Origin of the sequence: Aurantimicrobium sp. MWH-Uga1 (genome assembly GCF_003325955.1) — a bacterium.
Taxonomy (GTDB): Bacteria; Actinomycetota; Actinomycetes; order Actinomycetales; family Microbacteriaceae; genus Aurantimicrobium.
On record NZ_CP030929.1, the window covers coordinates 748891 to 772363 of the forward strand.

25 protein-coding genes and 1 tRNA gene are annotated in these 23473 nt (G+C 48.7%); 18 read left to right on the plus strand and 8 right to left on the minus strand.

Features of this window, described 5'->3' with window-relative positions:
* Positions 1–35: 35 nt before the first annotated feature.
* The 5 genes from AURUGA1_RS03765 (at position 36) to leuA (ending at position 5560) form a co-directional block, all read left to right on the plus strand.
* On the plus strand, positions 36–1013 hold the full coding sequence (locus AURUGA1_RS03765) for a PhoH family protein (RefSeq protein ID WP_240187406.1): 978 nt from the start codon (positions 36–38) through the stop codon (positions 1011–1013).
* Positions 1010–1480 (plus strand): rRNA maturation RNase YbeY, encoded by a 471-nt coding sequence (ybeY, locus tag AURUGA1_RS03770; RefSeq protein ID WP_114128937.1) that lies wholly within the window; start codon positions 1010–1012, stop codon positions 1478–1480. Before AURUGA1_RS03765 ends, ybeY begins: the two co-directional genes overlap by 4 nt.
* Entirely contained in the window at positions 1477–2772 is a 1296-nt protein-coding gene (locus AURUGA1_RS03775; RefSeq protein WP_240187396.1) for a hemolysin family protein, read from the plus strand. The genes ybeY and AURUGA1_RS03775 overlap by 4 nt, the downstream gene beginning before the upstream one ends.
* Positions 2772–3701, plus strand: a complete 930-nt coding sequence (era, locus tag AURUGA1_RS03780) for a GTPase Era (protein ID WP_114128938.1) — start codon at positions 2772–2774, stop codon at positions 3699–3701. The genes AURUGA1_RS03775 and era overlap by 1 nt, the downstream gene beginning before the upstream one ends.
* 131 nt (positions 3702–3832) lie before the next feature.
* The gene (gene leuA, locus AURUGA1_RS03785; RefSeq protein WP_114128939.1) at positions 3833–5560 is read left to right on the plus strand and encodes a 2-isopropylmalate synthase; all 1728 of its coding nucleotides are present in this window, start codon (positions 3833–3835) and stop codon (positions 5558–5560) included.
* Here the strand turns inward: leuA and AURUGA1_RS03790 are convergent.
* The gene (locus tag AURUGA1_RS03790) at positions 5557–6441 is read right to left on the minus strand and encodes an SURF1 family protein (RefSeq protein ID WP_114128940.1); all 885 of its coding nucleotides are present in this window, start codon (positions 6439–6441) and stop codon (positions 5557–5559) included. The two genes, leuA and AURUGA1_RS03790, sit on opposite strands and share 4 nt — an antisense overlap.
* Positions 6438–6713, minus strand: coding sequence for a DUF3099 domain-containing protein (locus AURUGA1_RS03795; protein ID WP_114129713.1), 276 nt, complete (start codon positions 6711–6713; stop codon positions 6438–6440). Before AURUGA1_RS03795 ends, AURUGA1_RS03790 begins: the two co-directional genes overlap by 4 nt.
* Before the next feature lie 59 nt (positions 6714–6772).
* Between AURUGA1_RS03795 and fabG the strand changes: the two genes are divergently transcribed.
* Positions 6773–7501 (plus strand): 3-oxoacyl-ACP reductase FabG, encoded by a 729-nt coding sequence (gene fabG, locus AURUGA1_RS03800; RefSeq protein ID WP_114128941.1) that lies wholly within the window; start codon positions 6773–6775, stop codon positions 7499–7501.
* Here the strand turns inward: fabG and serB are convergent.
* Both serB and glgC read right to left on the minus strand, forming a co-directional pair.
* A complete protein-coding gene (gene serB, locus AURUGA1_RS03805; protein ID WP_114128942.1) occupies positions 7498–8166 on the minus strand; it encodes a phosphoserine phosphatase SerB in 669 nt (222 codons plus the stop codon). The genes fabG and serB overlap by 4 nt on opposite strands.
* Positions 8163–9401, minus strand: coding sequence for a glucose-1-phosphate adenylyltransferase (gene glgC, locus AURUGA1_RS03810; protein WP_114128943.1), 1239 nt, complete (start codon positions 9399–9401; stop codon positions 8163–8165). The genes serB and glgC overlap by 4 nt, the downstream gene beginning before the upstream one ends.
* Positions 9402–9495: 94 nt before the next feature.
* On the opposite strand from glgC, the gene glgA reads away from it, so the two are divergent.
* The 3 genes from glgA to AURUGA1_RS03825 all read left to right on the plus strand — a co-directional run bounded on the left by glgA (position 9496) and on the right by AURUGA1_RS03825 (position 11833).
* The gene (gene glgA / locus AURUGA1_RS03815) at positions 9496–10680 is read left to right on the plus strand and encodes a glycogen synthase (RefSeq protein ID WP_114128944.1); all 1185 of its coding nucleotides are present in this window, start codon (positions 9496–9498) and stop codon (positions 10678–10680) included.
* 20 nt (positions 10681–10700) lie between these two features.
* Complete coding sequence (locus AURUGA1_RS03820) at positions 10701–11486, plus strand: ABC transporter ATP-binding protein (protein ID WP_114128945.1); 786 nt, start codon at positions 10701–10703, stop codon at positions 11484–11486.
* 95 nt (positions 11487–11581) lie between these two features.
* On the plus strand, positions 11582–11833 hold the full coding sequence (locus AURUGA1_RS03825) for a type B 50S ribosomal protein L31 (RefSeq protein WP_096381219.1): 252 nt from the start codon (positions 11582–11584) through the stop codon (positions 11831–11833).
* A gap of 57 nt (positions 11834–11890) precedes the next feature.
* On the opposite strand, the gene AURUGA1_RS03830 is transcribed toward AURUGA1_RS03825, so the two are convergent.
* Positions 11891–12592 (minus strand): exonuclease domain-containing protein, encoded by a 702-nt coding sequence (locus tag AURUGA1_RS03830; protein ID WP_240187397.1) that lies wholly within the window; start codon positions 12590–12592, stop codon positions 11891–11893.
* 68 nt (positions 12593–12660) lie between these two features.
* On the opposite strand from AURUGA1_RS03830, the gene AURUGA1_RS03835 reads away from it, so the two are divergent.
* Both AURUGA1_RS03835 and AURUGA1_RS03840 read left to right on the plus strand, forming a co-directional pair.
* Positions 12661–13557, plus strand: coding sequence for an alpha/beta fold hydrolase (locus AURUGA1_RS03835; protein WP_114128947.1), 897 nt, complete (start codon positions 12661–12663; stop codon positions 13555–13557).
* Positions 13557–14636, plus strand: a complete 1080-nt coding sequence (locus AURUGA1_RS03840; protein ID WP_114128948.1) for a glycosyltransferase family 1 protein — start codon at positions 13557–13559, stop codon at positions 14634–14636. Before AURUGA1_RS03835 ends, AURUGA1_RS03840 begins: the two co-directional genes overlap by 1 nt.
* Here the strand turns inward: AURUGA1_RS03840 and AURUGA1_RS03845 are convergent.
* Complete coding sequence (locus AURUGA1_RS03845; RefSeq protein WP_114128949.1) at positions 14607–15473, minus strand: Sir2 family NAD-dependent protein deacetylase; 867 nt, start codon at positions 15471–15473, stop codon at positions 14607–14609. The genes AURUGA1_RS03840 and AURUGA1_RS03845 overlap by 30 nt on opposite strands.
* Positions 15474–15534: 61 nt before the next feature.
* Between AURUGA1_RS03845 and AURUGA1_RS03850 the strand changes: the two genes are divergently transcribed.
* The 3 genes from AURUGA1_RS03850 (at position 15535) to AURUGA1_RS03860 (ending at position 18720) form a co-directional block, all read left to right on the plus strand.
* The gene (locus tag AURUGA1_RS03850; RefSeq protein ID WP_114129714.1) at positions 15535–16338 is read left to right on the plus strand and encodes an RNA methyltransferase; all 804 of its coding nucleotides are present in this window, start codon (positions 15535–15537) and stop codon (positions 16336–16338) included.
* Positions 16339–16381: 43 nt separating this feature from the next.
* A complete protein-coding gene (locus AURUGA1_RS03855) occupies positions 16382–18172 on the plus strand; it encodes a DEAD/DEAH box helicase (protein WP_114128950.1) in 1791 nt (596 codons plus the stop codon).
* Between the two features lie 86 nt (positions 18173–18258).
* Positions 18259–18720 carry a hypothetical protein gene (locus AURUGA1_RS03860; RefSeq protein ID WP_114128951.1) on the plus strand — a complete coding sequence of 154 codons (462 nt, stop codon included), beginning with the start codon at positions 18259–18261 and terminating at the stop codon, positions 18718–18720.
* 38 nt (positions 18721–18758) lie between these two features.
* Here the strand turns inward: AURUGA1_RS03860 and AURUGA1_RS03865 are convergent.
* Positions 18759–18841, minus strand: a tRNA-Leu gene (locus AURUGA1_RS03865).
* Between the two features lie 106 nt (positions 18842–18947).
* Here AURUGA1_RS03865 and AURUGA1_RS03870 point away from each other — a divergent pair.
* Complete coding sequence (locus AURUGA1_RS03870; RefSeq protein WP_114128952.1) at positions 18948–19772, plus strand: undecaprenyl-diphosphate phosphatase; 825 nt, start codon at positions 18948–18950, stop codon at positions 19770–19772.
* Here the strand turns inward: AURUGA1_RS03870 and AURUGA1_RS03875 are convergent.
* A complete protein-coding gene (locus AURUGA1_RS03875; RefSeq protein ID WP_114128953.1) occupies positions 19769–20692 on the minus strand; it encodes a proteasome assembly chaperone family protein in 924 nt (307 codons plus the stop codon). The genes AURUGA1_RS03870 and AURUGA1_RS03875 overlap by 4 nt on opposite strands.
* Positions 20693–20757: 65 nt before the next feature.
* Here AURUGA1_RS03875 and AURUGA1_RS03880 point away from each other — a divergent pair, with 65 nt between their 5' ends.
* From AURUGA1_RS03880 to AURUGA1_RS03890, 3 genes are all read left to right on the plus strand, one after another.
* Entirely contained in the window at positions 20758–21450 is a 693-nt protein-coding gene (locus AURUGA1_RS03880) for an HAD family phosphatase (RefSeq protein WP_240187398.1), read from the plus strand.
* The gene (locus AURUGA1_RS03885) at positions 21447–22454 is read left to right on the plus strand and encodes a tRNA (adenine-N1)-methyltransferase (RefSeq protein WP_114128954.1); all 1008 of its coding nucleotides are present in this window, start codon (positions 21447–21449) and stop codon (positions 22452–22454) included. Before AURUGA1_RS03880 ends, AURUGA1_RS03885 begins: the two co-directional genes overlap by 4 nt.
* A gap of 66 nt (positions 22455–22520) precedes the next feature.
* Positions 22521–23468, plus strand: coding sequence for an FKBP-type peptidyl-prolyl cis-trans isomerase (locus tag AURUGA1_RS03890; protein WP_114128955.1), 948 nt, complete (start codon positions 22521–22523; stop codon positions 23466–23468).
* Positions 23469–23473 lie beyond the last annotated feature (5 nt).

Sequence of the window (23473 nt, forward strand, 5' to 3'; positions counted from 1 at the left end):
CACATTCAGAAGTCATCACTGTGGATGGTATTGAAATGGTTCGATTGCTGGGTCCACAAGACCGGTTACTCACCAGTGTTGAGAAACAGTACCCACTGGTTGAGGTTCACGTTCGTGGTAATGAGATTCGTTTCAGCCCCAAAATCGCTGGCGAGGATGCTTACAAAGAACTTCTCGCAGCCCAAAATCTTGTCCGCGAGTTATTGTCCATGGTTCGACAAGGACATGATCTCGCCCCAACTGATGTTGAAAGTGGGAAACACATTCAGGAAGCGCACCCACACACTTCTCCATCGGCAGTTTTGGGAGAAGATATTCTCTCCACGCGGGGAAAAACTCTGCGGCCAAAAACAGTTGGTCAGCAGGAATATGTTCGCGCAATAGAAGATCACACAATCACTTTCGGCATTGGCCCAGCTGGAACGGGGAAAACTTATCTTGCGATGGCAAAAGCTGTTCAAGCATTACAACGCAAAGAAGTGGAGCGCATTATCTTGACTCGCCCTGCTGTTGAAGCGGGGGAGCGGTTGGGATTTTTACCCGGAACTCTTACTGACAAGATAGATCCCTATCTACGTCCACTTTTTGACGCGCTTAACGAAATGCTCGATCCTGAGCTAGTTCCCAAGCTGATGGCTGTTGGCACAATTGAGGTCGCACCACTGGCGTATATGCGAGGTCGAACACTTAACAATTCCTTCATTATTTTGGATGAGGCTCAAAACACCACTCCAGAGCAGATGAAAATGTTCCTCACACGACTTGGTTTTGACTCCAAGATGGTGATTACTGGTGACATCACTCAGGTGGACCTACCAAGTTCCGCTAGCGGATTGAGACTAGTCACAGGAATCCTTCAAGATATTGACGACATCCATTTTGCTCGCCTGACAAGCGCAGACGTTGTTCGCCATTCACTTGTCGGACGCATCGTTGACGCCTATAGCGAATATGACGAAAAGTCTTTAGCTGCTCGGCATAAGCGAGAACAAGCCCTGGAGGCTCGTGAATGAGTATCGAAGTAAACAATGAATCTAGCTTCGCCATTGATGAATCAGCGCTTCAGCGCTTAGCTACATATTGTCTGGACGCTATGCGCGTTCATCCCGATGCAGATCTTGCCCTCGTCCTTGTAGACGAGGGAGCGATGGAGCAACTACACGTTCAGTGGATGGGCGAACCGGGCCCTACAGATGTATTGAGTTTCCCCATGGATGAGTTACGTCCAGGTAATGACGATGTGGTGACACCACCTGGTGTTCTCGGAGATGTTGTTCTGTGCCCGCAAGTTGCAGAGGTTCAAGCCGAGGGTGCCGGCCATTCCACGATGGATGAGCTGCTCTATCTCACCGCTCACGGAATATTGCATCTTCTCGGGTTTGACCATGCCGAACCTGATGAAGAAAAAGAAATGTTTGCCCTCCAACGCGACCTCATAATTGGGTTCAGCATGGCAGAGAAAAAACGAGAGACTTCGTGATAATTTTCCTCACCATTCTCGGCATGGTTGCGCTCATTGGATTCGGCGGGTTGATGGCGGCCAGTGAATCTGCAATGGGCGTGATGTCTTCGGAAGATTTTCGTCAAGCAGCTCAAGGACGTCGAGCAGAGCGATCACTTCTAGCAATTTCACGTGATGTTGGTCCACACCGCACAGTCACTACATTTGTGAGAATTCTTGCGGAAACAGCTGCCGCCGTTATTGTCACGCTGGCTCTAGTTTCCTTGGGTCTGCCTTATTGGGCCGCCCTACTCTTAGCAATTTTGGTGATGTCTATCGCCAGCTTTGTTTTGGCCGGTTCAAGTCCACGGTCTGTGGGCCGAGTTCATCCTGAAAAAGTTTTGAGTGTTTCTGCGCCACTTATTCATTTCTTTCGCGTGATTTTAGGGCCTTTGGCGAACTTTCTTGTCACCATGGGAGATAAAGTCACTCCAGGCCGTCCAGGCACAACGTCCTTTGCCTCAGAAGAGCAGCTTCTGAGCATGGTTGATGAAGCCGTGAAGCATGACGTGTTGGAGAGTGATGAACGTGAGCTCATTCACTCCATCTTCGAATGGGGTGAGACCGTTGCACGTGAGATTATGATTCCTCGAACAGATATGGTCACAATCAACTCTCATGCATCATTGAGTGATGCTGCAAAGTTGTTCCATGAATCTGGTTACTCTCGAGTGCCAATCATTGGTGAAGAGATTGATGACATCGTTGGTGTGCTCAACCTTCGTGATGTCTCTCGTCGAATGTTTGAACACCCTGAAAAATTTTCTGAAGGCAAACTCATTGACTTGGCACGACCTGCAATGTTTGTTCCTGAGTCGAAGAAAGTCGATGACACTCTCAAACAGATGCAAGCCGAATCTATCCACATGGCATTAGTAGTAGACGAACACGGTGGCATTGCAGGCCTGGTGACTCTCGAGGATCTTATTGAGGAACTCGTTGGCGATATTTCGGATGAACATGATCGTGGTGCCCCAGATGTCGAGCTGATTCGCGAAAACACCTACCGTGTGGCCACGCGTCTACCACTTGATGAATTAGGCGAACTCTTTGGGCTTGAACTCGATGATGAAGATGTGGACTCTGTTGGAGGATTACTGGCAAAAGAGCTTGGCAGACTCCCTGTTGTAGGGGATAGCGTTACCGTGAGCGGATTGATCATCACAGCAGATGTGAGCGGTTCACACCGCAAGCGTGTAACCAGAGTGGTTGTAGAACGCGATCAAGACCTCATTGATGCTCTTACTGCTTTTTCAGAACAGGATGAATAATGGCGAGACCTCCAAAATCATCAAAGCGTGATGAAAACACAGGTGAATTTCGTTCAGGTTTCGTCTCGCTAGTAGGACGGCCAAATGTTGGCAAATCCACCTTGACAAACGCCCTAGTTGGAGAAAAGGTTGCCATCACCTCTTCCAAGCCACAAACTACACGTCACACAATTAGAGGAATATCCAACCGTCCAACTGGACAACTCATTCTGGTTGACACACCAGGAATTCATCGCCCCAGAACACTACTTGGTGAGCGATTAAATGCCCTCGTTCAGGCAACACTCGGCGATGTTGACGTGATCGGTATGTGTTTTCCTGCAGATGAACCCATCGGCCCGGGTGATCGATTCATCAATGAACAATTGCACAAGTATCCCCGTGCTATCAAAATAGCTGTCATCACAAAGACAGATGTTGCAACTAAAGCACAGACCGCCGAAAGGCTCATGCAAGTTCAAGAATTACGAGATTGGGCATCAATCATTCCTGTTTCGGCTGTTGGAAACGAGCAGATAGACCTCCTTGCAGATGAGCTCATTCAACTCCTGCCGCTAGGTCATCCTCTTTATCCCGAAGAAACAAACACTGATGAGGACATTGAAAAGCGTATTTCTGAGCTCATTCGAGAGACCATTCTTGAGGGAGTTCATGAAGAACTGCCACATTCCTTGGCCGTCACTATTGATGACATGATTGAACGTGAGGATAAAGATATTCTCGAAATTTACGCCAATGTTTTCGTTGAGCGCGACAGTCAAAAAGGAATCATCATCGGTTCTGGCGGAGAGCGCCTCAAAGACATCGGTCAACGCTCCCGTGCAGCGATCGAGCCTGTTGTCGGTCAGAAAGTATTTTTATCTCTGCGAGTCAAGGTGGCCAAAGATTGGCAGCGGGACCCCAAATTACTCCAGCGATTGGGCTTCTAAAGCGCAAGTGCTAGCCTAGAAATATGTCCACTGGTCTGCTTCTTCTTAGTTGCCGCGACGAGTCCATTTATTAGGCCTCACTCGTCGCGGAGATGCCCTTTGGCTGACCACCATTCGCGAGGAGAAGACAGATGAAGAACAACCAGACCCCTAGCACAATGCCAGTGCACAAATATCGTCCGTATCACGAGAGCTTGGGCATAGATCTTCCAGATCGAACGTGGCCATCAAAGCGCATCGAAAAAGCACCTATTTGGTGCGCAGTTGACTTGCGAGATGGTAATCAAGCACTCATCGACCCCATGAGTCCTGAGCGCAAGCGCATCATGTTCGACCTTTTGGTCAAGATGGGATACAAAGAAATCGAAGTGGGTTTCCCTTCTGCGAGCCAGACTGATTTTGATTTCGTGCGATCTCTGATTGAAGAAAAAGCCATTCCAGACGATGTCACTATTCAGGTGCTTACTCAAGCGCGTGACCACCTCATTGAACGCACCTACGAATCCATCGCGGGCGCCAAGCAGGCCATCGTTCACTTTTATAACTCGACCAGTATTTTGCAGCGAGATGTTGTCTTCCGTGAAGACCGTCAAGGGATCATGGAAATTGCTCTTCATGGCGCGCGATTCTGTCGTGAAATGGAGAAGAAGATTCCGGAGACGAGGGTCTTTTACGAATACTCTCCAGAAAGTTTCACAGGTACAGAACTGGAATACGCCGTTGAGGTGTGCAATGCAGTACTTGAAGTACTAGAGCCAACTCCCGAGCGCAAGGTCATCATTAACCTTCCTGCCACTGTTGAAATGGCGTCACCTAATGTGTACGCAGACTCAATTGAGTGGATGGGACGCCATCTTGCTCATCGCGAGAACGTCATCATCTCTTTACATCCTCACAATGACCGAGGAACAGCGGTAGCTGCAGCTGAATTGGGTTACATGGCAGGTGCAGACCGCATCGAGGGATGCTTGTTTGGTAATGGTGAGCGCACTGGGAACGTCGACCTAGTTGCTCTTGGTATCAATATGTTTACCCAAGGAATTGACCCTCAAATCGATTTCAGTAACCTCGATGAGATTAAGCGAACTGCTGAGTACTGCAACCAACTCAAGGTTCACGAACGCAGTCCCTGGGCTGGAGACCTTGTCTACACTGCATTCTCTGGCTCGCATCAAGATGCCATTAAAAAGGGTTTTGAGCGCATGGCGGCAGATGCCCAAGCACAAGGCACACATGTAGACAATCTTGTGTGGGCAGTCCCTTATCTTCCAGTAGACCCCAAAGATCTTGGACGTAGCTATGAGGCTGTCATTCGCGTAAATTCTCAGTCAGGTAAGGGGGGAGTGGCCTACCTGCTCAAGAAGGATCACAATCTCGAGCTTCCACGAAGATTACAGATTGAGTTCTCTGGAGTCGTTCAACACAAAACCGATGCTGAAGGTGGCGAAGTCTCCAGTGATGATTTGTGGGCGATTTTCCAAGATGAATACTTGCCTGCTAAGGACGCCGTCAACAAGTGGGGTCGATTTGAACTCACTGGAAGCCGTACCGAAAGCGATTTCAATGGCACTCTGAAGCTCTCGGTTGACTTGCGAGATGGCGATAGTGTTACTCGCAAAGATGCCGTCGGAAACGGCCCCATAGATGCCTTCCTGAAGCTCATGCTCGAAGAAGGAATCAACGTAGAGCTCTTTGATTATGTGGAACACACGCTTTCCGCCGGTGGCGATGCCCTGGCAGCAGCTTATGTTGAACTCAATGTCAACGGAACACGACTTTGGGGTGTTGGTATCGATTCTGATATTTCAACAGCATCGTTGAAAGCAGTAGTTTCTGCAATTAACCGAGCAGTTCGCTAGCGAGAGGCCTGATCCAGGAGAGCATCCTCGATGTCCTCTTCAGTAGGTTGTGACGCGCGTTTTTGCTGTCGTTTGAGTTCGCGAGCTTTACCTTCATCTGTCTCAGCATTTCGTAGACGAAGTTCGTTGCGTATTGCCCAAACTAAGGCGATAAATGCCAGAACACCGAACATAATCCATTGGTAGGCATAACTCAGATGAGCGCCTTCATCTAATGAGGGCTTTTTGGCTGCCAATGGTGGGTTTTCACTCGGTGGAGGCGTCTCTGAATCCAACACACCGTATGCACCGGTATACGTGGGGTAACCAATAATGTCTGCGATGAGGGGTAATTCAATCGTTGCTAGTTGGTTTCCTGCTGCTTCGCGACCTGGAATGGCAGGTTCTCCTGCTTTCAGGCGGGCAACTACCGTTACCTCACCAGATGGTGGTGCCGGCAGGGTGTATGTTTCTGTGCCATCAGGCAAAACAGGAAGCCAGCCGCGGTTGATAACAAAGACATTGCCCTGATCAGTCAGCAGGGGAGTAAGAACTTCAACCCCAGCCTGCTGTTCGCGTGGACGACTTCGAACAATGAATTGTTCTTCAGATAAATATGTTCCAGTTACGGTAACTGGAATCCACTTATCGTCAGGATCGAAAGTATCCAGGTTCGGCAGGGCTTCATTGAGGGTTATGGGGGATGCCTCGTAATTTGCTAAGACCCTGCTAATCTCTCGCTGGGCTTCTTCCCGCCGATTAAACTGCCACGTTGAAAGTGCTATACAGGTACCTGCAAATATTGCTGTCAACAAGAGGTACGTCAACCACCTTTTTGTGAGTGCGACTGCATACCAAGGAACACGTTCAGGTGCTTCGCGAGGGGTGAGAACTGTGTTCAAGACTGCTTTTCTTGATAGAGCACGATGGTGCTTGGGCGCTCAACATACGAGGTTTTTGGTGCCATCTTGACGTTTGCAGCAATCATGGCAAAGTAGGGAAGCACAATTGCGCCAGCGGCAAAGACAACAAGCCACCAGCCAGAAACAAAGAGCATCCCAATGATGCAAACCATACGAATACTCATTGCGATGGTGTATTTGACCATACGAATTCGCCGCTCGTCCGCGGGGGATGGTGGAAGGGTTGTTGCGGACTGAAGTTTCTTCTTCATTGCCAGCACTACTCCAAGGTTGATGTGGTGCTACTAGCCTACGACTAAGCTGGCATTCGATGCATCCAATAGGAGGAAATGTGACCGTTCGTACAGTACTCATTACTGGTGGAAACAGAGGCATTGGGTATGCCCTTGCAGAGGAATTCATCTCCCAAGGCCATCGAGTTGCTGTCACAGCACGCTCTGGTGAAGGTCCTGCCGGCTCGCTTACTGTTCGAGCAGATGTCACAGATGGTTCTTCACTCGACTCTGCATACGCAGAAGTTGAAGAAAAACTTGGTCCAGTAGAAGTTCTCGTTGCCAATGCAGGTATTACCAAAGATACCCTCGTGATGCGAATGACCGACGATGAGTTTGACTCTGTTGTTGATACCAATCTCGGTGGAACCTTCAAAGTAGTCAAGCGTGCGATCAAGGGCATGTTAAAGGCGCGATTCGGTCGAATCATATTGATTTCCTCTGTTGTCGGACTCTATGGCTCCGCCGGCCAAGTTAACTACTCCTCTTCAAAGAGTGCGTTGGTGGGTATGGCTCGCTCACTTACTCGTGAATTAGGCGCACGTGGAATTACTGCAAATGTTGTCGCACCTGGCTTTATTGAGACCGATATGACTGCAGCGCTGCCTGAGGAGCAGCAGGAGCAATACAAAAAGAACATTCCTGCAGGACGCTTTGCTCAGCCCTCGGAGGTCGCCAAGGTGTGTGCGTGGCTTGCTTCTGATGACTCAGGTTATATCTCGGGAGCTGTGATTCCTGTTGATGGTGGATTAGGTATGGGGCACTAAAGCCCAATTAGCCCCAAGGCTTTGCTGAGGTCTCGTTCGTTCAAGGCCACATCAGCACTTTCTTGAACTATTGGCTTTGCGCAGAAAGCTATTCCCAGAGCGGCTACCTCCATCATTTTGAGGTCGTTTGCCCCATCCCCGATAGCTACCGTCTGCGATAGGGGAATAGAGGTTTCTTGAGCCCACTGGCGTAGTGCATCTGCTTTAGCATCTGCGTCAATAATCTCTCCTACAAGGTTTCCGGTGAGTACTCCCTCAACAACTTCAAGACGATTAGCTTTCCACTTATCTAAGCCAAGTTGCTGTGCGAGCGGATCGAGGAGTTCGTGAAAACCTCCACTTACCACTCCTACTGTGCCGCCGAGTTCCTGTATTCGTTTAATGAGTATCTCTGCACCTGCGGTGACTGTAATTCGTGATCGAACAGTCTCAAAAACCGAGGAGGGTAATCCTGCAAGAGTGGCAACTCTTTCTCGCAAACTCTCAGCAAAATCAAGCTCGCCACGCATTGCACGCTCCGTTACAGCAGCGACGAGCTCTAGTGAACCTGCTTCCTCAGCTAACAGTTCAATAGCTTCGTTTTCTATCAACGTTGAGTCAACGTCTAGAACTACGAGGTACCGAGATGAGTCCGTAGCGGTGAAATCGTTACGGTCTTCAATCATGGTGTTACTCGTACTCCCTTGCCGACGACGGTGATTCCGGATTCAGTAACTGTGAACCCTCGTGCTTTATCGCGTTCGTGATCTACACCGATTTTTGAACCGGGTTCAACAACGACTTCCTTATCAAGAATAGCTCGGCGAATTTCAACATCTTGTCCAACATTGACATGGTCAAAAACGATGGAGTCATGGATGCTTGCACCTGAATCAACTTGACACCATGGTCCTAGAACACTTCTTTCTATGTGAGCACCAGACAACAAAGAACCCAGAGAGACGACAGAATCAATTGTTGCTCCAACGCGTCCTCGTGCATCACGAACAAATTTGGCTGGGGGAGAGTTGACCTGCATAGAGTAAATAGGCCACTCAGTGTTGTACAGGTTGAAGACGGGCAATGTAGAAATCAAATCCATGTGGGCGTCAAAAAAACTTTCGATGCTTCCCACGTCGCGCCAGTAATATTTGTCGCGATCAGTTGACCCTGGAACATCATTCCGTTGGAAATCATAAACACCCGCTTGATCTTCACTCACGAAATAGGGAATGATGTCTCCTCCCATATCGTGGTTTGAATCTGTGAGTTCACCATCACGTTCAACGGCGTCAATTAGGGCATCTGCGTCAAACACATAGTTACCCATGGATACAAGAACTTCACCAGGATTGTCTGGCAGTCCCACTGCATCGGTTGGCTTTTCACGGAATCTGGAAATCTTTGTCACGTCCTTGTCATCGACTTCGATGACACCGAACTGATCAGCTAGACGAATCGGTTGGCGAATAGCGGCAACAGTGGCTTTGCGTCCTGATTCAATGTGGGCTTGGATCATCTGATCAAAATCCATACGGTAAACGTGATCGGCGCCAACAACAACGACAATGTCAGGTTTTTCGTCACGGATGAGGTTCAAACTTTGCAAGATGGCATCTGCGCTACCCGAAAACCATCTCTTTCCCAAGCGTTGTTGTGCTGGAACGGAGGCAACATAAGAGCCAAGAAGACCAGACATTCTCCACGTTTGGGAGACGTGACGGTCCAGTGAATGTGATTTGTATTGAGTAAGGACCACAATTTGGCGAAGCCCTGAATTAATCAGATTCGAAATCGCAAAATCAACGAGACGGTATTGCCCACCAAAAGGGACTGCAGGCTTTGCCCTGTCCTCGGTCAGGGGCATTAGTCTTTTGCCCTCGCCGCCAGCGAGAACAATTCCAAAAACCTTCGTGGCCATTTCTCAACAGTAGGGCAACAAGGTAACGGTTTAGCAACATAATTTTTTTAGGTTACGTTCGATAACTATTTGAAGGTGAGATAACGTCATTGTCATGCGCGTTGATTTACTCACCAAGGAATATCCGCCTGAGATTTATGGCGGTGCCGGTGTTCACGTTGCTGAATTGGTAAAGGCTTTGCGCGCAAGTGATGAGATTCACGTTCGCTGCTTTGGCGGAGTTCGTGATGAACGCGATGTGACAAACTACCTGGTTCCTCAAGAACTACATTCAGCAAATGCCGCGTTGCAGACCATTGGTGTGAATCTCCTGATGGCAAACGACACTGTTGGGGCTGACATCGTTCATTCGCACACCTGGTATGCCAATGAAGCTGGACGGCTTTCTCAACAGTTGCATGGAATTCCTCACGTCATTACAGCTCACAGTCTGGAGCCTTTGAGGCCATGGAAAGCAGAACAGCTCGGCGGCGGATACAAAGTTTCCAGCTCCATAGAACTCAACGCATATGAGAGTGCAGATGCAGTAATTGCTGTTTCCGCCGGCATGCGTTCGGATATTCTGCGAAGTTACCCCGATATCGATCCCAGCAAAGTGCACGTCATTCACAACGGAATTGATGTTCAGGCTTGGGCTCCAACATCTAATCCTGAACTTTTGGAGCGGTGGGGGGTAGATTCGTCACGCCCTTCAATTGTTTTTGTCGGCAGAATTACACGGCAAAAGGGTTTGCCATATTTACTCAAGGCAGCTCAAGCCCTACCTGAGGATGTACAGCTGATTTTGTGTGCTGGTGCTCCAGACACTGAGGAAATCAAGCAAGAAGTAGAACTCAGGGTTTCTCAACTGCAGAAGGAACGTTCTGGAGTTATCTGGATTCCTGATCATCTGCCGCGACACGAGCTTGCTGCCATTTTGACATCAGCCACTGCTTTCGTATGTCCCTCCATTTATGAACCTCTTGGAATCGTCAATTTAGAAGCCATGGCCTGTGGAATACCGGTGGTGGGAACAGCCACTGGAGGAATTCCGGAAGTTATTGCAGACGGAGAAACGGGTTGGTTAGTCCCTATTGAACAACTTCAAGATGGCACTGGGACGCCTCTAAATCCTGAACAATATGTCGCTGATTTAGCTCAGGCAATGATTAATGCAGTCTCGGATATAGAACGGGCTCGTCGTATGGGTGTTGCTGCTCGCGAACGAGCACGCACACACTTCTACTGGGCGGCAATTGCAGAGCAAACACGGTCTATTTACAACTTAGTTCGCGCATAACTAGTCGTTAGCATTGAGACATGGTCCAGGTTCTTAAGTTTTCTCACGCGTCTCTTGTTCGCGACGGGCATTCCGTTGTTTCTGACCTTGATTGGGATGTGACAAGTGACCAACGCTGGATCATTCTTGGCGCTAACGGTGCTGGGAAAACGTCACTGTTAGATATGGCTGCTGGATGGGACATCCCAACCAGCGGACAGGTGACCGTTCTCGATGAAGATCTTGCCACGGCAGACCCTGAATGGTTGCGTCCTCGAGTGGGCTATGCCTCCTCAAGCATGGCCAAGCGTATTCCTCCAACAGAAACTGTTTCGGACGCTGTTATCACCGCGGCATATGCCGCTGCTGAACGTCGTGGTGAACAGTTTGAAGACATTGATATAAGGCGTGCCCGACGCGTTCTTGCTGAGTGGCGTCTCGAAGGTTTCAGCGATCGCACTCTTGTTTCACTCTCTGAGGGTGAAGCAAAGCGTATGCAAATTGCGCGCTCGATCATGACCGACCCGGAATTGCTCTTACTCGATGAGCCAACAGCTGGACTGGATATGGGCTCGCGTGAAGAAATTTTGCAGATGTTGGGTTTTTTTGCCGGAAACCCGTCAGCTCCTGCAATCGTCATGGTTACTCACCATGTTGAAGAAATTCCACGCGGGTTTACCCATGTTCTTCTGATGAAGGATGGAACCGCAGCTTACGCTGGACCTATTGAATCCACACTGACAGAAGCGAACCTTTCAGACGTGTTCGGTGTCAAAATTTCTCTGTTCTCCAATGATGGTCGCTACTCGGCGCAAGCAACCCTCTAGTTTCTGATAATATGATGAGTCGGCCCGCTGAAAAGCGCTGACTAAAAGCTTCTTGTTCGTCGTCTGACGAACAACGTCAAATTAAGGAAATATCGATGAAGTCTGACATCCACCCCGAGTACGCACCAGTCGTATTTCACGACCTGGCTTCGGGAGAGTCGTTCCTGACACGTTCCACCGCTACCAGCTCAAAGACTGTTAAGTGGACCGATGGCAACGAATACCCCGTCATCGACGTTGAAATCTCTAGCGCATCACACCCCTTCTACACAGGAAAGCAGCGCATCATGGACTCCGCAGGACGTGTTGAGAAGTTCAACAAGCGTTTTGCTGGATTTGGCCAGTAATTCTCTAGTTTCATTAAAAAAGCCCGGTCATTGGACCGGGCTTTTTGTGTTTGATGGCTATCTCACAGGCCAGATTCCATCTCCAGGGTAAACCGGCAGGTTCTGACTCCGACGCCAGTTAGCGTAACTTTCAGCTTGTTCCTTGGCCCAGGTCACCTGGAGGTCATGTAACTCTTCAGCGGGAAAAGCCAGATCCGCTGCATACTTTTTCCCAATAGCTTGGGCAACGCGTCCCGCTGCAATTGCATCTGCCGCAGCATCATGTGCGTCAGTGAGCGCAACACCATAATGAGCAGCGGCAGCTTCTAACGTTCTTTTGCCCTTGCGGTACTTATCGACCTGCTTGTCAATGATGAGTGGATCAATTACTGGTCTAGGTAGTTCAATGGGATCAAACCCGTATCTTTTTGCTTCCCGGTCAAGAATTGTGAAGTCATAAGAAGCGTTGTATGCGACGACGCCAATTCCTTGATCCATAAAGCTTGAAATGATACTCAGTAGCTCATAGATGCTGTCGGGAGCTGGTGCGCCTTGTGAACGCATGCGTTCTGTCGTAATGCCATGCACTGCCGTTGCTTGCTCTGGAATTTCTATTCCACAATCGATGAGCCAATTATGTTCGTCTTCCACCTCGCCGTAGGGATTGAGGACGCTGACGTTCGCTGAGACGATACGTGTCGTCTCAGGGGCAATTCCCGTCGTTTCAGTATCAAAAACAGCAATTACGTTAGCCCATTCGGGCAATCCAGTGTTGGTCACGTCATTCACTTTAGGTTCTCCGACGGACAAGCAGGCTTTAGCGGCTCGGTGCGCCTACACTTGAGGCAATGCCTGCTGTTTCTCCTTATGCTTCCAAGCTTGAACAAATTCCAACCGTTCATGCTTCTGTCGACGTCTCTGGCCTCAGAACTGATTATTGGGAATATGGTGACTCATCATCTCCACTTCAATTGGTTTTGATACATGGATTTCGTGGAGATCATCACGGCTTAGAGCCCATCGTTGCCGAATTGGGGCCTGGAGTTCATGCCGTCATACCTGATTTACCTGGTTTTGGTCTTTCAGAAGCGCTACCTTCACCAGCAAATATTGACTCATTCAGCACATGGCTCATACAGTTTCTTGAGGTAATCGGTGCCGACAAGGATGTTGTTGTATTGGGGCATTCTTTTGGCTCAATTGTTGTTGGTGGTGCTGCCGCTCAGGGCCTTACACAGCGCAGAATAATAATGATTAATCCCATAGCGGCGAATGCACTCAAAGGTCCCCGCGGCATCATGACTCGTCTGGCAGTTCTTTATTACAAAGCAGCGGCTGCGCTGCCAGCACGTGCTGGTTATGCGTTACTCAAAAACAAACTGATTGTTCGGGTCATGAGTGAAACCATGGCTAAGACGGATGACAAAAACTTACGTCAGTGGATTCACGAACAGCACGATCAATATTTCAGCCTGTTTGACTCCCGGGACTCAGTTTTGGAAGCATTCGAAACTTCCGTTTCTAATGACGTCAGCATGTTTGCTCCTAAAATTCATCAGGAATTGCTCATGCTCGTTGCTGATAAAGACGACATCACTGCACTGCCAGAACAGAAACTTCTCGCGTCACGAATTCCAGGAGCGCAGATTGAAGTAGTCGAAGGTGTTGGACACCTTGTTCATTATGAGGCTCCAGATTTCGCAGCCAAGCATATTCAGGCTTTCTTAGATAAGGTCAAGAAATAATGCGCATTGCTTTTGACTGTCGATATGTGCGCGTGGATCATCATGATGGAATTTCGCGCTTTAGTGCTCGACTTGTTGAGCACCTCATTCCACTTGTGAGGCGTAACGGCGATGAGCTCATCATGCTCATCAGTGATTTTCGGCAACTTGCTATGTTGCCAGAACTTCCACACCACCTAGTTAGTTCTCCCACCAGTATCAAAGAACGCGGTATCGCAAAGCAGATCAACTCAATCTCTCCGGATATTGTGTTTAGCCCAATGCAGACAATTGGTTCCCGGGGACGCAAGTATCGACTTGTTTTGACCGTTCATGACTTGATCTATTATGCGCACCCCACCCCGCCACGAAATCTGTCGTGGCCTATTCGCATATTGTGGCGGCTTTATCACACTGCATGGTGGCCGCAACGTTTGCTTCTTTCACACAGCGATACAGTTGTGGCAGTTTCAGAGACGACTAAAGAACTCATCCTCGAGAACAAACTCACTTCTAAGCCTGTATATGTTGTCCACAATGCTGCAGACAGTATTTCTGAAGACATTGACGTTGCAGTAGCAGGCGAAAGAACACAATCCCTTGTGTACATGGGTTCTTTCATGCCCTATAAAAATGTTGAAACACTCGTCAAAGCAACCGCTTTACTTCCTGATTTCACCCTTCATTTGTTGAGCAAAATCAGTGATGCCGATCGCACACGACTCCAAAAAATAGCTCCAAATGCTCAAATTCATTTCCACAATGGTATTTCTGATGTGGATTACTTTGATTTACTCTCCCACGCCACAGCTTTAGTTTCTGCTTCTAAAGATGAGGGCTTTGGTATTCCTGTTGTAGAAGCAATGAGCCTCGGAACTCCTGTGGTCATTTCAGACATTGGCATTTTTCATGAAATTGGCGGAAACGCTGCTCTATTTGCTGACCCTGATGACCCAGAATCTTTTGCGAAAGCTGTGAGATCGCTCACAAACCAAGATACTTGGAACAGAGCATCTAAAGCAGCTCGCCGACAAGCAAGCAATTTCAGCTGGGAAAGTTCGGCACAAGAATTATTCGATGTCCTCGTAAAGGTATCCTGACCCTAATTCATGGGCAAGAGCTGTCAATATTGGGCTCGTACCACCGTCAAGTTTTATAGCTGCCCTACGGTCACCCTTTGTCATACCTTTGTTGATAATGGCTATCGGCTTTTTCTCACGCCTAGCCTGATCTACTAATCGCACAGCAGAATTCACTGCCAAAGATGACCCTGCCACAATGAGAGCGTCTGCGCGTTTAATCAGGCTTTGAGCAGCCGCAAAGATTTTGGCAGGAACGAATTCCCCAAAAAATACAACATCAGGTTTCAAAATTCCACCGCAAACAGTACACGCAGGAATAGATACTTCGTTGAAATTTGAAACATCGACATCACCGTCAGGTGCAAGGACAATGTTGCTCAGCTCTTCAAGCCAAGGATTCTTTTCACTTAGTTGCTGTTCAATGCTGATTCGATCAAATTGTTGGCTACACTCCAAACAAATCACTCGATCGAGTGAGCCATGCAGATCCACTACGTGAGAATTTCCTGCACGACGATGCAGTCCATCTACGTTTTGGCTGATGACTCCCTCGATGATTCCGCTTTGTTCCATGGCGGCGATAGCCAGGTGACCCTGGTTGGGTTCAGCTTGAGAAAAACTTTTCCATCCAACGTGTGCTCCGGCCCAATAACGTTTTCTGGCAAGTTCACTATTGAGAAAGTCAGAAATGTTCATTGGTGTTCGTTTAGAGGCACCTTGTCCACGGTAATCAGGGATTCCTGAATCGGTAGAGACACCTGCGCCGGTAAGAACGGCAACACGTCGACCTGTTACTAATTGAACTAAAGATTCCAGCCCCTGAATGTGGGTGGTTTCTTGGACAATTGCGGCCATGGCCGCAAGCCTAGGTCATTTGCATTTCGTTCATGTTTCAGAAAACTGGCAAACTGAACGTATGTCCACGGTGTTGAGAATCTCTGATCTATCTGATCCGCGGCTCGTAGATTTCACTCAGCTTACCGACGTTGCATTGAGAAAGGTTCTCGAACCTGAAGGTGGGTTGTATTTAGCTGAATCTCTTAAAGTCATTCAACGCTCACTTTCAGCAGGCCACGTCCCTCGGGCTTTTTTGATTCAAGAACAGTGGCTCAATGACATTGAGCCGTTAGTTGCCAAGTATGACTGCCCGGTCTTTGTTGCACCGGCTGACCTTATTGAAGAGTTGACTGGATACGACATGCACAGGGGGGCAATGGCTTCGATGAATCGTCCCCGATTGCCCGATTTGAGTGCTCTTCTCTCAGGCGCAAAGCGTGTCGTTGTCTTGGAGGATATCGTTGACCATACGAATGTCGGGGCGATATTCAGGGCGGTAGCCGGCCTCGGTGCTGATGCCGTTCTCATCTCTCCTCGCTGTGCTGACCCTCTCTATCGTCGGTCTGTCCGTGTCTCGATGGGCGCAGTTCTCCAGATTCCGTGGACAAGACTTCCAGAGTGGGCACAAGCAAGAGAGATACTCCACAAATATGGTTTTCATATTTCAGCTCTTGCGCTTTCTGACCAGGCCATTTCACTAAAGGACTTCGCAACTCATCCGCCTGAAAAGGTTGCACTAGTTTTTGGTTCTGAGGGCGATGGGCTTTCGCGACAGGCCTTAGGGGTATGTGATTCGGTCGTGACCATTCCGATGAAACACGGCGTTGATTCGCTCAATGTCGCATCAGCCAGTGCTGTTGTTTTATACGCACTCACCGAGTGAACTCCACACGCATTACTGTTCGATTTCATAGACTAAACAAACTATGACAGGGGAAACGACACACATTGGTTCGTTTGCCGCCGAACATCTTTCTCCTGCATATCCCGCTCGCGCTCCATGGGGAACTGCTGATAACTTACGTGCGTGGCAAACCGAGGCATTAGATGCATATTTCAGGCATGAGCCAAAAGATTTTCTTGCCGCAGCAACACCAGGTGCAGGAAAGACGACCTTCGCATTGCGTCTCGCCACAGAGCTGTTTCGCCGCCGTGTGATTGATCGCATTACAGTTGTCACTCCAACAGAACACTTGAAAACACAATGGGCTGATGCTGCGCATAAAGTTGGCATTCGGCTAGATCCGCATTTCACCAATGCGCACAAACGCCACGGTAAACAGTTCCATGGTGTTGCTGTGACTTATGCACAAATTGCGATGAAGGCACATGTTCACAAAGACTTGACGGAGTCGGCTCGGACACTAGTCATTCTTGATGAGGTTCATCATGGTGGGGATACCCTCAGTTGGGGTGACGGTATCAGGGAGGCTTTTTCACGAGCTGAGAGGCGTCTTTCTCTTACTGGAACACCTTTTCGTAGTGATACAGCGCCAATTCCGTTCGTGAGTTATCTCCCCAATCGCGACGGTGTATTAGTTTCTCAAACAGATTATGACTACGGATATGGACGTGCATTGCAGGACGGTGTTGTCCGTCCTGTCATGTTTATGGTTTATGCCGGTTCAATGCGCTGGAGGACCAGAGCTGGGGACGAAATGGAAGCGCGTCTTGGGCAGGACAATACCAAGGATGTGACTTCTCAAGCCTGGCGAGCAGCTCTTGACCCAAGTGGTGACTGGATTCCCCAAGTATTAACTGCGGCGAATTCTCGCTTGAGTGAAGTCCGACATTCGATTCCAGATGCAGCTGGTCTTGTTATTGCAACAGATCAGGATGATGCCAGAGCCTATGCACGCATTCTTCACACAATTACTGGCGAACAACCAACTGTTGTGCTCAGTGACGAGGTCGGTGGAAGCCAGAAGATTGAAGAGTTTTCTTTATCCAACAACCGGTGGATGGTTGCTGTTCGGATGGTTTCTGAGGGTGTAGATGTTCCTCGTCTTGCAGTTGGTGTGTATGCAACAAGTGCATCTACACCCTTATATTTTGCACAAGCTGTCGGGCGCTTTGTTCGTGCTCGACGCCGAGGTGAAACTGCGTCGATCTTTTTGCCCAATGTTCCTTCACTCCTAGCTTTAGCTCAAGAGCTCGAACTTCAACGTGATCATGCTCTCGAACGCAGGTCCTCTGCTGCAGAGAGCGATAATCCCGAAATGATTGAATTTGAACTTGCGCAGAGGGAAGAACAAGCTTCTTCACAAATAGACGAAGAATTCAATGAGTTCGCGATCTTAGGTTCAGATGCAAACTTCGACATGGTCATGTTTCAAGGGGAGGAGTTTGGTGGTTACGCAGAGCCAGGTTCTCTCGAAGAACATGACTTCATCGGTATTCCTGGTTTATTAGAACCAGAACAAATTGCTGACCTTCTGCGTTTTCGACAGCGACGCCAAGCTCAGCGTGGAAGTGGTCGCTCTCGCGATGTTGCCGAGAACCGCAGCATCCCTCTGCACAGAAGCTTGAAAGAGCAGCGGGCTTTGTTGAACTCCTTAGTTGCGTTATGGAGTAAACAGACAAATACGCCACACGGCATTATTCATACTGAACTTCGTCAAACATGCGGTGGTCCGCCTGTTGCACAAGCAACAGTTGCTCAACTTCAAGCACGTATTGATTTGATGAGGCGACGTATCTCTTCACCCGTGAAATAACTAGATATAGTCCTAAATTTTGAAATACACGCAACATGAGGTGTTTCAATCATAAGTTGAAGGTTTTTTCGAAGTACTATTTCTTCATGTCTTGCATACGATTCAATACCCCAGCACAGCGTGCACAGCTTGATATGTTGCGTAACGACAAGAAACTCAACGAAACAGCTGTTGCTCAGTTTCTAGGTCCAGAATTTGGTGAAACCAAGATTAACCGCCTCCGGATCATGGCGGTTGATAAGAATCCCAAAATTCGTGAAAGTGTTGCTCTGAGTTATCACGTACCTGAAGAGGTTATGTGGAAGCTTGCAAAGGATAAGAACGAAGGTGTTCGTATTTGTGTTGCACGAAACGAAACCACACCCTGTGACATTCTTCGTTTCCTTGCTTCAGACAAGAGTGAACAAGTGCGCAGTTGGGTTGCTGTGAACTTTTTTGTTCCGCAGGACGTCATGGAAACTCTGGCATCCGACAAGAGCGCATCCGTTCGCAAGCTTGTTGCATGGAAAGCCTCACTTGCAGAAGAAGAACTTCAAGCTGCAAGCTAAACGAAGAAATCCCCGAGATTCTCGGGGATTTCTTATTGTGCGCGAAGGGGGACTTGAACCCCCACGTCCTTACGGACACTAGCACCTCAAGCTAGCGCGTCTGCCATTCCGCCACCCGCGCAGGTGATGGTAGATAACTACCGAGAAACAACATTAGCACGAAGAATTATCTTCAAAGTGCACTGTGCCTCCTCATGCTGAGGTGCAACACAACTACTGTCGAAGTTATGGGTTTTTTTGACGCACTTTTCCTCGGGTTTATTCAAGGTCTGACAGAGTTCATTCCCGTTTCCAGCTCGGCACACCTGAGGATTATCGGCGAATTCTTGCCCAATGGAGCTGATCCTGGGGCAACATTTACTGCTATTACTCAACTCGGAACAGAGGCAGCCGTTGTTGTCTACTTTTGGAGAGACATAGTTCGTATTGTTGAACAATGGTCACGAGCATTAGTCGGAAAAGCACCAAGAAACGACCCAGATGCACGAATGGGCTGGCTTATTATTGTGGGCTCGCTGCCCATCATCTTTTTGGGCCTTGTTTTTCAGGACGAAATTGAGACTACTTTCAGATCATTGTGGCTTGTCGCAAGCATGTTAATTATTTTCGGCATTCTGATGGGTGTTGCCGATGTCGTTGGGAGGAAGACTCGCAGTCTCCAGCAACTGAGCGTTGGTCGGGGTGTTATCTTTGGCTTCGCGCAAGCATTAGCTTTGATACCGGGAGTTTCTCGTTCTGGCGGAACAATTACTGCTGGTTTGTTTATGGGCTTCAGCAGAACTGCTGCTGCTAGATATTCATTTCTTTTGGCCCTTCCAGCAGTTTTTGGAAGTGGGTTCTATCAGCTAGCCAAAAGTTTTTCAGGCCCGCAAGTTTTTGGGCCTCTGGAAACGTTATCTGCAACCGTTGTTGCATTTGTTGTTGGCATAGGCGTGATTGCCTTCTTGATGAACTGGCTCAGCAAACACAGCTTCTGGCCATTTGTCGTCTATAGGGTTATTCTCGGCGGAACAATATTGGTTCTCTTAGCGACAGGTGTGCTTCAGGGCTAAACGCCCTTTGGTGGCTCATTTCCTTCGGGGCCAGGCTTGTCCGTTGAACGCAGAAAACGTTCAAACTCCTGAGCCAAAGATTCTCCTGTAGCTTCGGGGGAGTCAACCATGTCTCGTGCCTGTTCAAGTTGAGCAATATAAGCCGACATATCTTCGTCTTCGGCGGCAAGTTTGTTGATGTTTTCTTCCCATGCTGCTGCCTCTTCGACCAGCTCTCCTCGGGGAATCACGACATCAACAATTTCTTCGAGCTTGTCGATGAGGGCCAATGTTGCCTTCGGGCTTGGACTTTGGTGAACGTAGTGGGGGACTGAAGCCCAGATAGCAACCGTGGGGATATCTGCTTCTTCTGCAGCGGCAGCAATCACACTCAAGATACCCACAGGGCCTTCGTAGCTGCTTCGTTCAACATCAAATTCGTGTCTAACTGCTGCGTTTTCACTACTGACAAATGTTGAAATGGGTCGGGTGTGTGGCACATCAGCCAGCATGGCCCCGAGAAGAACTATTGCGGAAATGTCTGCAGCGAGCGCAATATCCAAAATTTCATTGGTGAAAGTAAGCCAGTTTCGACTCGGCTCTACACCCTGCAGTAGATAGATATTTCCTGAATTAGTTCCAGTAACTTCGAGCAGATCATCTTCGAGAACCTCCTCAATAACATCACTAGGAACCATGGGGGCATAGAGAATCGAGGTCGGCCACGTTAGAGAACGATTTCCGTCGTCATCAAAACCGATGACTGGACGATTGAACTGGAAGTCGTAATAGGTTTCTGGATCAACTGTGTGAAGTGGAACTACATCAAGCTGTTCCTGCAAAGTTCGTACAGCGGAGCTGGCAGCTTCACCTGCGTCATTCCATCCTTCAAAAGCAACGACGAGAAGTCTGCCGCGAAAAGGATGACGGTCTTTGTTCACCTGTATTGCCCCGATCTGTTACTAGATAAGAATACCGGCCCACCACCGACAAGTAGGCTAGTCGAGTGAGTACCGACAAACCCAACACGCAGATTCGCCCAGCAGCAATTCTTTGGGACATGGACGGCACAATTGTCGATTCAGAAGAGTATTGGATTATTGCTGAACAAGAACTTGTTGAATTATTCGGCGGAACCTGGTCTCACGAAGACGGATTAGCACTTGTTGGTAATGGTTTGCCAACCACTGCTGTGAAACTCCAAGAACGCGGCGTCACACTATCGGTGGATGAAATTGTTCAAACGCTTACCAATCGCGTACTTGAGCAATTGGAGATTGCAGTTCCTTGGCGCCCAGGCGCTGTAGAGCTCATCCATCAGTTTCAAGCTGCAGGTTTGCCTCAGCTACTTGTGACAATGTCCATCGAACGAATGGCCCGAGCAGTTGTCGCACGTATTCCGGGTATCCCACTTCACGATGTTGTCGCCGGTGACAATGTGGTCGAATCCAAGCCACATCCTGAGGCATATCTTCTTGGTGCAGAAAAACTTTCAGTAGACCCACGCCAGTGCGTTGCTTTTGAAGATTCACCCTCGGGCGTTCGTTCAGCCACCGCTTCTGGTGCATTCACAATTGGAATTACAAATATTGTTTCACTCGTGAATCAGCCAGCAGACGTGATTTTAGATACCCTCGCTGGCGTCGATGCAGAACAGATTTTCAACTTATTCGCACAACGATCACAGGCAACTTTATGAACCACGACATCGCTCCACGTTTTTTACCAGGCCCCCTGCGAGCAGGTGATCGCTGCCAGCTGACAGACCCCAAAGGAAAAATCAATACTGTTTCTCTCAAACCTGGAGATGAATTCCATACGCATCGTGGCGTGATCAAACATGACGACATCATTGGGTTACCTGATGCTTCAGTTGTGCTGAATAGTTCAGGCATTGAATATTTGGTGATGCGACCTTTGTTGGTTGATTTTGTCATGTCGATGCCCCGCGGTGCTGCAATAATCTATCCCAAGGAAGCTCAAGCGATTTTGGGTCAGGCAGACATCTTCCCAGGTGCACGTGTTGTCGAAGCGGGGGTGGGTTCCGGTGCTCTTTCACTGTGGTTACTTCGCGCAATTGGACCACATGGCCACTTGTTTTCCTTTGAACGTCGAGAAGAGTTTGCTGAAATAGCTGAACTCAACGCAGCTACTTTTCATGGGTTCACTCCTGAAAATTGGACTGTTACTGTTGGTGATTTGCAAGATGCTTTGCCAAAAACTGTGCGACCCGGCGAAGCCGATCGTGTGGTTCTTGACATGCTCGCGCCTTGGGAGTGTGTAGACATGGTTGCTGAAGCTCTTGTTCCTGGCGGTGTAGTGCTGATGTATGTGGCTACAGTGACCCAACTTTCACGTGTAGTTGAAGCCTTACGTGCCACTGGTCAATTCACGCACCCCCAATCCAGCGAAACTATTGTTCGCGGTTGGCATGTTGAAGGACTCGCAGTGCGTCCTGAACATCGAATGATCGGGCACACTGCATTTTTGGTCACAGCACGAAAACTCGCCCCAGGTGCATACTTACCTGATCTTAAACGTCGTGCGTCTAAATCAGACTTCACCGATGAAGATATGGAAGCCTGGACACCAGGTATTTTGGGTGGACGTGAAATAAGTCCAAAGAGTCTTCGTAAACGAGTTCGAAACGCAACAGAAAGCGCAGAACTTTCACAGTCTTCGGACAGCCAGCCTGAAGTCTAGAACGCACACTCCGCTCTAAGCTTGAACTGTAGGGGAGACAACTCTTCTAATGGACTCTGAGGAATTATGCGTCGAATTGTTGCAGCTGTAGCTAGTCTTGCTCTTGTCACTGGTCTTGCCGGATGCTCGGGTTCGAATTCCAATACAACGGAGTGCACCCCGTTAGCTTCTAGCGGTTCGGTTGTTGACTCGGTCAAGGTAGATGGAAGTTTTGGAGAAATTCCGTCAGCGACCTTCCCAACCCCACTCAAGGCCACAAAGACTGAACGCAAAATTCTTGTTGAAGGCGATGGTGCCCCTGCTCTTCCAGGAGGAGCAGTAGCAGTCGACTTCACACTGTATAACGGTGAAACCGGGGAACTTATCGGTCAAACCTCTTATGACGGCTCTGATCTTCAAACCACAACTCTTTCTGAAAACACTCTCGTCAGTGGCTTAATTGCAACTCTTCAGTGTGCAAATGCTGGAAGCCAAATCGTTTCTGTCATCGCACCAAGTGATCTGCTAGACCCTAACGGAAATAACATTGGCGACTTAGGAGAAAATACTTCAATCGTTGTCATTGCCGATCTGGTTTCAACGAGCCTTGCTCGAGCAACCGGTAAGTCACAGCCATCTCCTGATGGGATGCCTACAGTTGTCCTCGACGCTAATGGTGTTCCTGGTATCACAGTGCCCAAAACTGCTCCGCCGGCCAAGCTTGAAACTGCTGTCCTCATCAAAGGTGATGGTCCGGTAGTTTCTTCTGGAGCTTCCGTAACTGTCCACTACACCGGAGTTTTATGGAGTGATGGCACTGTCTTTGATTCGAGTTGGTCTCGAAGTACTCCAGCAACATTTAGCCTCGACGGGGTCGTTCCAGGTTTTGCTCAAGCAATTGAAGGCCAGACTGTCGGGTCACAAATTCTTGCTGTCATTCCACCTGAGCTTGCATACGGTGACCAGGACAACGGAACCATTCCTCCAGGTTCGACACTTGTATTCGTTATCGACATATTGGGCACAACAAAGTAGTCAGG